This window comes from Meiothermus luteus, from assembly GCF_003574085.1.
Taxonomy (GTDB): Bacteria; Deinococcota; Deinococci; order Deinococcales; family Thermaceae; genus Meiothermus; species Meiothermus luteus.
The window spans coordinates 1-11,487 of the sequence record NZ_QWKZ01000088.1 but is presented as its reverse complement, the minus strand read 5'-3'; the positions used below and the strand labels follow the sequence as shown (position 1 = coordinate 11,487).

Sequence of the window (11,487 nt, the reverse complement as noted above, 5' to 3'; positions counted from 1 at the left end):
GTGCTGGAGGGGGTGGACCGGGTGGTGGGGCTGCACCTTTACAGCCTGATGCCGGCAGGCCAGGTGGGCGTGCGGCCTGGCCCCTCTATGGCTGCGGCCGACGCTTTCACCCTTCACCTCCAGGGCCGGGGGGCCCACGCGGCCATGCCCCATGAGGGGGTGGACACCGTGCTAATGGCGGCCCATATCGTGGTGGCCCTGCAGAGCCTGGTGAGCCGGGAAACCGACCCCGTAAAGACCGCGGTAGTCACCATCGCCACCGTACAGGCGGGTGAAGGCGCCCACAACATCATTCCCGAAACCGCTGTGCTCAAGGGCACCTTGCGCACCTTTGAGCCCGAGCTTCGGGAGCGGCTCATGCGCCGCATCGCCGAGCTGGCCCAGGGCATCGCCGCCGCCATGGGGGGCAGCGCTTGGGTAGAGTGGAAGCCGGGCTCCCCCGCAGTGGTCAACGATCCCGTGCTGGTGGAGCGGTTCCAGCAGGTGGCCAAGGAGGTGGTGGGAGAGGAGGGGGTGCTGGAGGTACCCCCGGTGATGGGCGGGGACGACATGGCGGAGTTCTTGAACCGCCGCCCTGGGGTCTACTTCTGGCTTGGGGCGGGCAGCCCTAGCCCCGAGCAGAATCGGCCCCATCACCACCCGGGCTTCTGGATTGATGACGAGCGGGCCTTGCCCCTAGGGGTGGAGTTGCTTGTCCGTACGGTGTTGGACTTTTTGCACTGAGTCTTGCTACCGCTTGATGCGCCCTTGACCTCGGGCAATAGAATGTGAGCGAAGTCGGAGGAGGTAGGATGCGCCGAAGAGAGGTACTCAAAGCCGGTTTGGTAGGAGGAGCGGCCCTGGCGGGTTTGGGGAAGGCCCAGTCGGGGGGTAGCTTTTCCATGACCATCGTTCATGTCAACGACACCCATGCCCGTATTGAGCCGGTGAACGTGAGCTTGAGCGGTCAGGCTACCCCCATGGGTGGGGTGGCCCGACGGGTAGCCCTGTTTGACCGTCTGCGGGCCACCGAGCCCAACCCTCTGTTCCTGCATGCAGGGGACGTTTTCCAGGGCACCCTTTACTTCAACCAGTACCAAGGCCTGGCCGACCGGTACTTCATGCACCGCGAGGGTATCCGGGTGATGGCTCTGGGCAACCACGAGTTTGACCTAGGCCCTGAGCCTCTGGCCAACTTTATAAACGGGGCTCGTTTTCCGGTGGTTTCGGCCAACACCGACGTTTCCCGCGAGCCCAGGCTCGCTAAGGTACGGCCTTACGCAGTGCTCTATGTAGGCGGAGAGCGGGTGGGGGTGATTGGCCTCACCACGCCGGACACCTCCATCATTGCCAACCCCGGCCCTACGGTGCGCTTTACCGATCCAGTGCCCGCTGCGCAGAACGCCATCAACGAGCTTCTGGCTCGAGGCGTGAACAAGATCATCATCCTCTCCCACCTGGGCTATCTGGCCGACCTCGAGCTGGCCCGCCGTATCGTGGGCTGCCAGGTGATTGTCGGTGGCCACTCTCACACCCTTCTGGGCCAATTTCCTCACCGTGAGTTGCAGCCTGCTGGCCCCTACCCCACGGTGGTCAAGAACCCCGAGGGCAAAGACGTCCTGGTCGTGCAGGCCTGGGAGTGGGGAAAGGTGGTGGGGGTTCTGCGCCTGACCTTTGACGAAAAGGGCCTGCTCACAGGCTACCAAGGCCAGCCCATCCTGGTCACCCCGCCCTTGCGGGAGGACGTCTTCACCAACGAGGCGGTCCGGGTCTATGCGATCCCCATCGCTGCGTTGAACGCCCAGGTGGTGGCCCAGACCCGCGTTGCCCTGGACGGTGAGCGGGCCAACGTGCGGCGCCGGGAGACCAACCTGGCCTCCTTGATTGCCGACGCCATGCTCTGGAAGACCCGTAGCGCCGGTACCGTTGTCGCCTTGCAGAACGGCGGGGGGGTGCGGGCCACTATCCCGGCCGGACCCATCACGGTAGGCAAGGTCTACGAGGTGCTGCCCTTTGGCAATACCCTGGTGGTCCTTGACCTCAAGGGCAGCGAAATCATCGCCGCTTTGGAGAACGGGGTTTCTCAGTGGGAGCAGTCTTCGGGCCGCTTCCTCTCTGGGGTGGCCGGGCTGCGCTACACCTTTGACCTTTCCCGCCCCGTGGGGCAGCGCGTGACCCGGGTGGAGGTGGCCGCCCAAGGCGGCTTCCAGCCTATTGACCCCAACGCCACCTACCGCACGGTGGTGAACAGCTTCATCGCCGCAGGAGGGGACGGCTTCACCAGCCTGCGCGACGCCAAAGGCTTCCGCAGCGATACGGGCTTTAGCGATGCGGAGAGCTTCATGGAGTACCTGCGCAGCCTGGGCACGGTGGAAGGCGTAGCAGGAGGCCGCATCACCATCCTCAACGAACCCCGCAGCCAGCGCTGGGACGGGCCTTTCTACGTGGCCTCTCCCGCTCAAGCGGTGGTGTAGCCGGGTTGATCCAGCGCCCCCGGAAAAGGTCCTGCCCCAGCCGGGTGGGCCTCGCCGGGGGTTGATAAAATACGGCCATGGAAATCAGCAAAATTGGTGTGGTTGGCGCCGGCCAGATGGGTTCGGGAATCGCCCAGGTAGCGGCCCAGGCGGGTTACCAGGTGGTGCTGCGCGACCTCGAGGAGGGCTATCTCGAGCGGGCCCTGGGGAGCATCCGGCGCTCCTTGGGCAAGCTTCTGGAGAAGGGCCGGATTGACCCTGGGGCCCACGAGGCGACGCTGGGCCGCATCCAGACCACCCTGCGCCTGGTTGACCTCAGGGACTGCGACCTGGTGGTGGAGGCCATCGTGGAGCACGAGCCCACCAAGTTGGAGCTCTTCCGGGAGCTAGACAGCCTGGCAAAGCCCGGGGCCATCCTGGCCTCCAATACCTCTTCCATCCCCATCACCCGTTTGGCGGCGGCCACCCGTCGGCCCGAGCGGTTCATCGGGATGCACTTCATGAACCCGGTGCCCCTGATGGAGCTGGTTGAGGTCATTCGTGGCTACCTGACCAGCGACGAGACCACCCGGGCGGTGCTGGAGGTGGCCCGCCGCATGGGCAAGACCCCGGTGGAGGTCAACGACTACCCCGGTTTTGTTTCCAACCGGGTGCTTTTGCCCATGATCAACGAGGCGATTCAGTGTGTGATGGAGGGGGTGGCCACCCCGGAGGCCATTGACCAGGTAATGCGGCTGGGGATGAACCACCCCATGGGCCCCCTAACCCTGGCCGACTTCATCGGCCTGGACACCTGCTTGGCGATTATGGAGGTGCTGCACCGGGGGTTGGGGGATGACAAATACCGGCCCTCCCCACTTCTGCGCAAGATGGTGGAGGCCGGGCTTTTAGGCCGCAAGAGCGGGCGGGGGTTTTACCGCTACGACGAGAAGGGCAACAAGATCGGTTAGGCGGTATGGTGGCCTGAGCCCTGGCTGCCCCCTTGGGTTTGTCATAGGCTTAGGTTATGCACCGCATCTGGGCTGCGCGCAGAGCCTGGCGGGTTCGTCTTGGGATAGCGATAGGTTTGGCCCTTTTGCTGTTCCCGCTGGCCCTTTGGGCGCACCCCGCTTGGTTGTTGGCTTCGCTTCTGGGGTTGCTGTATCCCTGGCGCTGGGAAGAGTCTCGAGCCCTGGCCGAACTTGACCGCCGCTATGGGCTGGCCTACCGCAGCGCGCTAGAGGCGCCCGCCCACCACCCCTGGCGGAGTCAACTGCAAACCGAGGCCGAGGCCAGCTTGCAAGGAGCCCGACTCCCTGCCTTCCCCTGGGCTGCTGCGGCCCTTTATCTGGCCCTGGTAGGCATGGTGTGGGTCTTGCCCCCGCTGCATCTGCCCTTTGCGCTGTCGCCGGTGGTGGCCCCGACCCCCTCCAGCCCGGCCACCCCCGCCTCACCGCAGAACGATAGCCCAACCAACTCGGCACAACCCAGCCCCAGCCCGCAACCCGGTCAAACCCTGTCCCCGGAAGACTCGCCGCAAAGCCAGCAAGACCCGGAAGCAGTCAATCCTTCGGAAAGGCCTGTAGACCTGCGCAGCCAGAAAGCGGAGGATCGCGCAGACGAGGCAGCGGGTCAGGAAGAGACCCAGGGCGCAGCCCGCTCCGGTTCAACTGGTGAAAGCCCTCAAGGCCGTGAACAGCCTGTATCCAGCCAAAACGACCAGGGCTCCATTCCAGCGCAAAACACACCAACGGGCCAGCCCCAACCCGATCAGACCGGGCAGCCGCAGACCGGTCAGCCTGGTCAAAACCCACCCACATCCCAACCTGGACAAGCGCAGCCCTCGCAACCTGGACAAGCGCAGCCCTCCCAAACGGGCCGTTCGCCCTCCGAACAAACCCCGCAGGGGCAATCCGCGCCGGGTTCTCAGGGAAGAGAGCTCAACCCGTCCGCTCAGCCCTCCCAACAGCCCGAACCGGCGCGACTACCCCAACCCGGATCTGCACAGCCTGGGCAGGCCCAGTCCGGATCGCAATCCGGCCAGACTCAGGCTTCTCGAGATAACCAGGGGCAGAGTGCCCAAGGCCAAGGCCAGCCAGGGACCAGGGAGGAAGGTGGTGCCGGGGTCCAAGGACGGCCGGCCCGACCGCTCCAGGCCCCTCCGGGCAGCGCGCAGCGCCCAGCGGGCGAGGCCCCATTTGGCCGGGGTGAGGGCCGGCAGGGGAGGCCCATGCCCCTGCCCAGCCCCTGGCAGGCCGGGCCGCCCCCGGAAAACGTGCAGCGCCAGGCCGAGAAGTACCTCGAGTCCGAGCCTTTGCCCCCCGAGGTGCGCGAGGTGGTGCGGCGTTACTTCGAGCTGCCCCAGCGCTAAAAAACCCACCCCTTGCGGGGTGGGCTCCGGTTGGATAGCTCCCTAGAACTTGAGCACGCCCTGCCCGCCGCCCCAGGTGATGGTCATGGTGCAGCCGGCCAGGTCGGGGTTGCTGGTGGTGCTAACCGTGCCCGAGAGGTTCGCGGTGTTTTGCCCGCCGTTTTGCAGGATGTCGAGCAGGGTTTGAAGGTTGGAGAAGCTCAGGGTGCCCCCGGTGATGTTGCTTACGGTGTAGCCGCTGCCGGACTGGGTGAGGGTGAACTGGACGTTGCTGGCCGAGGCGGTGGCCGACCGTGGCCCGGAGGACGGGTTGTCCGAGACGGTGGCGGTTACGCTCATGGAGACGCTTACCGTTTGGGGCGGGGTGCTGGGGCAGCCGCTAAACGAGACGTTCTGGACGGCCAGGTTGTAGTTGAAGCCGGTGGGGGTTACGGGGAGGTTGAGGGTGGCGTCGTTGAAAGTCGCGTTGACGCTGAGGTTGCCGGTGGCCTGGCTGCTGGGGCCGAGGGATACCTGGGTTTGCTGGCCTGCGAGCCCGAAGGGGTTTTCAATGGGAGGGCTGCTGATCATGCCGCAGGCGGCCAAGACCAAGACCAAAACGCCACCGAGAAGTTTGCTCTTTTTCATAGGGCTCCTCCTTTGGGCTTCAGTATACCCCCCGGCCCTGCCCTGGCCTGTGAGGTTTGACCTAAACTGCTTTGAAGCCCTCAAATGGCTCTTTGCAGCGGTTGCACACGTGGATGGACTTGCATAGGGTGGGGCCAAAGGGGCTGGTCAGGGTGGTGTCCAGCGAACCACAGCGCGGGCAGGGGGTGGGAGGGGCCTCGAGCGCAATCAAAGCACCCCCCTCGCGGGTGGGCTTGGGAGGCGCAATCCCGTACCGGCGCAGCCGCTCCTTGGCCTCGGGGGTAATCCAGTCGGTGCTCCAGGGCGGAAAGAGCGCGGTTTTCACCTCCACCTCGGCAAAGCCCAGCGAGCGGGCGGTCTGTTCTAGTTGCTCCCGGATCAGGTGCAGGGCCGGGCAGCCCGAAAAGGTGGGGGTCATGGTAATGGTGGCCCGGGAGCCGTCTACCTGAACCTCCCGCACGATGCCCATTTCCACCACGTTCACCACCGGAATCTCGGGGTCGGGAATCCGGGCTAGGGCTTCCCAGACTTGCTCGGTGGTAGGTAGGGCGGTCATATCACCAGACCTTGGCCTCGGGCTCCCAGCGGGCGGTGGACTGCATCTCGGCCAGGATGCTCCACAGGTGCTCGGTGTGGTAGGCGCGTGAGGTGGGCTGGTAGCCGGGGTTGATGGGTAGTTTGAGGTCGGCGTTTTGTAGGTGGCGGGTGACAAGCTCGAGCCACCGCTCCCTAATGGGCCCTAGCTCGGGCACGATCCCCTCGGCCACCAGGAGTTCTTCTCCCGGGATGGGCACGAAAAGCTGCTGGGCGTAGCCCCACTGGAAGTTCAGGGCCTGCTGCAGGCGCCGGTTGGACTCCTCGGTGCCCAGGCCCAGCCGCTCCACCCAGGCCCGGGTGTGCTGGAGGTGGAAGCGTTCTTCGCGGATTATTTTTTGGGCGGCCTCGGCCAGGGGCTTGTACGCGCTGTGCTGGGCGGCCTCGAGCCAGAGCGCCTCATACAGGTCGAAGAGATACTGCCTGAGCATGGTGAAGGCCCAGTCCCCCTTGGGCAGCTCTACCAGCTCGCAGCAGCGGTACTCGTTGGCGTCGCGGAAGAAGGCCAGTTGGTCGGGGTCGCTCCCGTCGAGCTCCTTTCGCAGGCCATACCAGAGGGTAGCGTGGCCCAGCTCATCCTGCACGATGTTGGCCAGGGCAATGTCCTCTTCCAGGATGGGCCCGTGCCCCACCCACTCGCTGTTGCGGTGGGCTAAAATCAGCTCGTCGTCGCCTAAGGCGGTTAGCTTAGCAATGAGCGCATCCTTCACCGAAGGCTTCATCCTCTTTCCTCCGCTTGGGCCTGCTCGCGCTCACCGTGGCGTAGTACTGCTGCTGTTTGTAGGTTTTTTCCTTTGCCGGGTCAAACCAGCTCTCCACGGTTTCCTGGCTGGGGTCGCTTTTGTATACCTTTTCGGCAGGCACCACCCACCAGACCAACCCCTCTGCGTCACTAAAGCGTGCCAGGGCCTCCCGTAGGGCCCCTTGGGGGGAGTAGGCTTCTACCTCTCCCACGTGGTCCACGAAGGTCATGGAACGCTTGTGGCTGGTTTTGCGGAAGACCAGGTAGGTGGTGGGCCGAGAACCCAGTGCTGGCCTGCTTTCGCCCCGCAGGGCTGGGTCTTGGGCTATCTCCTCCTTGGTCCAGGAGAACACCTCCTCTGCCCGCACCACCCACATGCTCACCGCCTGGGGCCGCCGTGCAAAGACATTCCTTGCGGTCAGTAGGGCGTGTTCAGGGTCAGCGGCGTGCACCGAGCCCACCGCCTGGTGGGGCTTTCCCGGGGCGTCTTGTTTGAAGACCTCCCAGCGGGGCCATTGGGTGTCCATTCAACCCTCCTATACCGCCACCGCGGCTTTCTTTTGCTTTGCCGCGTAGGCTTCCAGCGCCTCCCGCACCCACGCTCCTTCGGCGTGGGCACGGCGCCGGGCCTCCAGCCGCTCTTTGTTCATAGGGCCGTTGCCACTTACTACCTGCCAGAATTCATCCCAGTTGATGGGGCCGTGCAGCCAGTTTCCGCTCTTTTCGTCGTAGCGCAGTTCAGGGTCAGGGATGCTCAAACCTGCGGCCAGGATTTCCGGGGCGTGCTCGTTGATAAACTCCTGGCGTACCTGGTCGTTGGTTTTGGTCTTAATACCCCAGCGCACCAGGACCTCGGTGTTGGGGCTGTCCTTGTCGTGGGGGCCCAGCATCATCAGGGCCGGCCACCACCAGCGGTTGATGGCGTCTTGGGCCATGGCCCGCTGCTTGGGGGTGCCCTGGGCGTAGAGCAGCACCATCTCCTTGCCCTGCTTGTGGTGGAAGGTCTCTTCAGCGCAGATGCGCACCATGGCCCGGCTGTAGGGGCCATAGGAGCACTGGGCCAGCATGGTCTGGTTTTTGATGGCCGCCCCATCCACCAGCCAGCCGATGGTGCCGATATCGGCCCAGGTCAGGGTGGGGTAGTTGAAGATGGAAGAATACTTGGCCTTGCCCGACAGCAGGGCCTCCAGCATGGCTTCGCGGCTTATGCCCAGGGTCTCGGCGGCATGGTAGAGGTACTGGCCGTGCCCGGCTTCGTCCTGCACCTTGGCCACCAGAATCATCTTGCGCTTGAGGGTGGGGGCGCGGGTAATCCAGGCGCCTTCGGGGAGCATCCCCACCACCTCGGAGTGGGCGTGCTGGGAGATCATCCGGATAAGCTGGCGGCGGTACTCCTCGGGCATCCAGTCGCCGGGCTCAATTTTCTCGCCGCGCCGGATGCGGGCCTCAAACTCGGCCAAGCGCTCTTGGTAATCGGGGTCGGTGGGAACTCCGTATCTGCCGGGCATGGCTCCTCCTGTGAACCAAACTAACGCTCGTTAGTTTAATTTAGCAGAAGGCCCCCCAAAATTCAAAGTGGGGCGGCTCACGAGGGTTTTGGACTGCTTTGGGAAGGGCCTTTGAGACGAACCTGGGCCTCGGTGATGGCGGTGCCTTTGGGCCCTGCGGCCAGGTGCAGCTCGAGCCCTTCCACCTCGGGCAGCTCTTCTAGGAGCCGGGAGACCCGCAGCAGCAGGTCTTGCAGGCTTTCTAGATGGGCGGTCCTTGTCAAAGGGGCCAGCATCTCTGCGGCTTCGCGGTCGGTGAGGGGGGTGATGCGCAGGCCGAGGGGCTGCTCGCCTAGGGGCAGGCCGGTGAGGGCCAAGGAGAGTACCGGGCCGAAAAGGGGATCGTGCTGGACCCGGAGGGCTAGGAGGACGCCCCCTTTGGGGGGCGGGGACAGCCGGAGGCCGAAGCAGTCCAGCAAAGCCTGGGTCGTCTCGGGGGACAGGCGACCTTGGGCCTGGGCCACCAAGGCCCGAGCCTCGTCTTCTCGCACGTTGTGGTCGGGAATCTCCCCTGGGGGCGTTCGGCGCCACTGGGCGTAGGCGTAGGCTGCGGCCAGGGCCCGCCCGGCCGACTCGGGGAAGCGGTAGGTAGGGATTTGCTCCCCCTCGAGCTGGACCCGGGGTTTCCCTGGGCTCATGAAGCAGGTGAGCAAGGGGATGCCTACCCCTTGCCGACGGGCCTCCTGGAAGGCCTCGCCCAGGGCTTGCTGGACCTCCCCCACGGTGGCGTAGCCCAGCGGCACAAAGAGGGTGATGAGGGCGTCGCAGCCCTGCTCGAGGAGGCTTTTGACGCTCTCCTTGTAGGCCTCGGCCGAGGCCCGGGAGCCCAGGTCCAGTACCTCGGCCTCCATGCCCTCGGTCTCGAGGGCGTCCTTGGCCAGGTAGGCTGGCCCCGAGGCGTTGCTTAGCAGGGCTACCCGTGGCCCCTCGGGTAGGGGCTGGTGGGCTAGCAAGGCGGCGATGTCAAACATCTCTTCGAGGTTCTCCGCCCGTACCACCCCGGTCTGCTTGAAGAGGGCCTCCACCACTGCGTCCCGTCCTGGCCGCACCGCCAAGATGGGCTTTTTGCGCCCCACCCTCCGGGCCAGCCGGGCGAACCGCCGGGGGTTCCCAAACGACTCCACGTAGAGCAGAATCAGCCCGGTTTCAGGGTCTTCCTCCCAGTACTGGATTAGGTCGTTGGAGGAGATGTCTACCTTGGCCCCCAGCGAGACGAAGTTGGAGAACCCTAGACCCATTTCGCGGGCGTACTCCAGCACGGCCAGGCCCACCGCCCCACTTTGGCTCGACATGGCGATTTTCCCTCTGAGCGGGAGCCTAGGGGCCAGCCCAGCGCAAAGCTGCACCTCCGGGCTGGTGGTCATGAGGGCCAGCGAACCCGGCCCCAATAGGCGCATGCCGTACCGCCGGCAGGTCTGCACCAGGGTTTTGGTCTGGGTTGGCTCCATGTCGGTGGTGACCACCATCAAGGCCCGCACGCCCCGCTGGCCGCAGGCCTCGGCGGCCTCCAGGACTTTCTCCCGGGGGGTGGTGAGCACCGCCAGGTCAACCGGTCCGGGCACTGCCTTGATGGAGGTGTAGGCCAGCATGGAGCCCACCACCGGAACCTCGCCTGCAGCGGGTGTGACGGCAGGGTTGACCGGGTAGACCGGCCCTTGGAAGCGGTTTAGCACCAGGTTTTCCAGCACCCTGTAGCCCACGCTCTCGGGGTCGCGAGAGGCTCCCACCACCGCCACGCCCCGCGGACGCAGCACCGGTAGGAGTGAAGCCACCGTGGCCACCCGCTCGCGCAGCTCGAAGCGGGCCAGCATCTCGGGGTTGGGCTCAATCTCAAAGCTGACCTCTACCTCTCCCGCTTCGTTGTGGGCCTCTATTTTAAAGCCGCTGGCCTTGAAGACGTCCAGCATCTGCTTGTTTTCAGCCAGGGTGTAGGCGTGGAAACGCCGGATGCCCCTTCGCACCCCGATAAGGGCCAGTCGCTCCAGGAGCAAGGAGCCCAGGCCGCGGCCCTGGTACCAGTCGTCCACCAGGAAGGCTACCTCCGCCGAGGTGGAGCCGGGCCCCTCTTGCACGTACTCACCGGTGGCGATGATGCGCTCGGGGTCCCCGGTAAGGACCACCAGGGTGACCTTATCCTCATCGGGGGGCTTGCGCAGGAGGAGGTCGGCGGCGGTCTCCGGGTCTATTTCCGAGAAGAAGCGGAAGGTGCGGGCCTGGGGGGAGAGCCGCTGGAGGAATTCCACGAAGAGGGGGCGGTCTTCGGGCTGGGCGGGGCGCAGGGTGGCGGTGCGGCCGTCTTTGAGCAGGATGGGGCCGGACTCGAGGGCGTACTGCGGGGTTGGGGGAGGGGTGTAGCGCTCAGGCATAACCTTACCCTTCAGGATAACCTGGCCTTCCCCGCAAAAGAACGCATTCCGGAGGGGAAGTTTGTTAAGCTACAGGGCAAGGTGTGTTTTTGAGGGGGTGGATGATGCCGGTAGCGGATCTGGTTTTGCGCCTGGCGAAGCCCTTCCTGATCGAAAAACCAGCTTGGGAGCTCAGCCTAGATCAGCACAAGGAGGCGCTGGTGCGGAGCGTGGAACCGGTTGAGCAGCGTATTCAAAAGGCTCGTTCTTCTCAAGCAGAGGAGATCGTGCGCCACATCATCGGAATAGAGCGTTGGGGCCAGCGCCGCTTGCAAGTGGCCTTGGGTAAGCCCCTGGTTATGGACGAGCACCACGAGTATAAACCCCCTGCGGGCCTGGATAAGGCTCACCTACTCTACGAGTTTCGCAAGACCCGCATCCAGACCATCGAGCTGGCAGAGCGGCTCAAGGGGACCATAGAGCCCACCTACGTCCCCCACAACGCCCTGGGTCCGCTTTCCACCCGGGGCTGGCTTTACTACCTGAACCTGCACGCCCAGTGGGAGAGCCGCCGGTTGCGCTGAGGTTTACTCAAAACGCCGGTTCACGACCTGCCCAGGGCTGCCCATTATGCCCAGGTCCCGCCCGTTCAGGATGGCCCGCACCGCCCCGGCGTTGCCCACCCGCACGTTCACCGGCAAAGGGTAGCTTTGCTGGGTGCCCGGACCTACCGTTCCTTCAAAGAGCGTGCGGCCGGTACGTCCGTCGGTGACGCGCAGCCAGCTGGTTCCCTCAAAGCGAAGCACCAGGCCGCTGGCGGGGGTGGTGG

At 65.0% G+C, this 11,487-nt stretch carries 12 protein-coding genes; 5 read left to right on the top strand and 7 right to left on the bottom strand.

All coding sequences use genetic code 11. The features are described 5' to 3' along the window. The 4 genes from Mlute_RS11795 to Mlute_RS15675 form a co-directional block, all read left to right on the top strand. A partial coding sequence (locus Mlute_RS11795; RefSeq protein WP_147371079.1) for a M20 metallopeptidase family protein occupies positions 1-723 on the top strand: 723 nt, incomplete at its 5' end. Between the two features lie 68 nt (positions 724-791). Beyond that, positions 792-2,453 (top strand): bifunctional metallophosphatase/5'-nucleotidase, encoded by a 1,662-nt coding sequence (locus tag Mlute_RS11790; RefSeq protein ID WP_119360832.1) that lies wholly within the window; start codon positions 792-794, stop codon positions 2,451-2,453. A 77-nt stretch (positions 2,454-2,530) separates the two neighbouring features. Further along, positions 2,531-3,403, top strand: coding sequence for a 3-hydroxyacyl-CoA dehydrogenase family protein (locus tag Mlute_RS11785; protein WP_119360831.1), 873 nt, complete (start codon positions 2,531-2,533; stop codon positions 3,401-3,403). A 1,259-nt stretch (positions 3,404-4,662) separates the two neighbouring features. Continuing rightward, positions 4,663-4,803 carry a hypothetical protein gene (locus Mlute_RS15675; RefSeq protein ID WP_182482557.1) on the top strand — a complete coding sequence of 47 codons (141 nt, stop codon included), beginning with the start codon at positions 4,663-4,665 and terminating at the stop codon, positions 4,801-4,803. 42 nt (positions 4,804-4,845) lie between these two features. On the opposite strand, the gene Mlute_RS11780 is transcribed toward Mlute_RS15675, so the two are convergent. From Mlute_RS11780 to Mlute_RS11755, 6 genes are all read right to left on the bottom strand, one after another. Continuing rightward, complete coding sequence (locus Mlute_RS11780; protein ID WP_119360830.1) at positions 4,846-5,430, bottom strand: hypothetical protein; 585 nt, start codon at positions 5,428-5,430, stop codon at positions 4,846-4,848. 61 nt (positions 5,431-5,491) lie between these two features. Beyond that, positions 5,492-5,986 carry a 1,2-phenylacetyl-CoA epoxidase subunit PaaD gene (gene paaD / locus Mlute_RS11775; protein WP_119360829.1) on the bottom strand — a complete coding sequence of 165 codons (495 nt, stop codon included), beginning with the start codon at positions 5,984-5,986 and terminating at the stop codon, positions 5,492-5,494. Between the two features lies 1 nt (position 5,987). Then, a complete protein-coding gene (gene paaC / locus Mlute_RS11770) occupies positions 5,988-6,746 on the bottom strand; it encodes a 1,2-phenylacetyl-CoA epoxidase subunit PaaC (RefSeq protein WP_119360828.1) in 759 nt (252 codons plus the stop codon). After that, a complete protein-coding gene (locus Mlute_RS11765; protein ID WP_119360827.1) occupies positions 6,712-7,293 on the bottom strand; it encodes a phenylacetic acid degradation protein in 582 nt (193 codons plus the stop codon). Before Mlute_RS11765 ends, paaC begins: the two co-directional genes overlap by 35 nt. A gap of 9 nt (positions 7,294-7,302) precedes the next feature. Next, the gene (gene paaA, locus Mlute_RS11760) at positions 7,303-8,274 is read right to left on the bottom strand and encodes a 1,2-phenylacetyl-CoA epoxidase subunit PaaA (RefSeq protein ID WP_119360826.1); all 972 of its coding nucleotides are present in this window, start codon (positions 8,272-8,274) and stop codon (positions 7,303-7,305) included. A gap of 77 nt (positions 8,275-8,351) precedes the next feature. Next, entirely contained in the window at positions 8,352-10,679 is a 2,328-nt protein-coding gene (locus Mlute_RS11755; protein WP_119360825.1) for a bifunctional acetate--CoA ligase family protein/GNAT family N-acetyltransferase, read from the bottom strand. Positions 10,680-10,780: 101 nt separating this feature from the next. On the opposite strand from Mlute_RS11755, the gene Mlute_RS11750 reads away from it, so the two are divergent. Beyond that, positions 10,781-11,242 carry a hypothetical protein gene (locus Mlute_RS11750; RefSeq protein ID WP_119360824.1) on the top strand — a complete coding sequence of 154 codons (462 nt, stop codon included), beginning with the start codon at positions 10,781-10,783 and terminating at the stop codon, positions 11,240-11,242. Positions 11,243-11,245: 3 nt separating this feature from the next. Here Mlute_RS11750 and Mlute_RS11745 read toward each other — a convergent pair. Beyond that, on the bottom strand, positions 11,246-11,487 hold a 242-nt coding region (locus Mlute_RS11745), incomplete at its 5' end, for a DUF4115 domain-containing protein (RefSeq protein WP_119360823.1).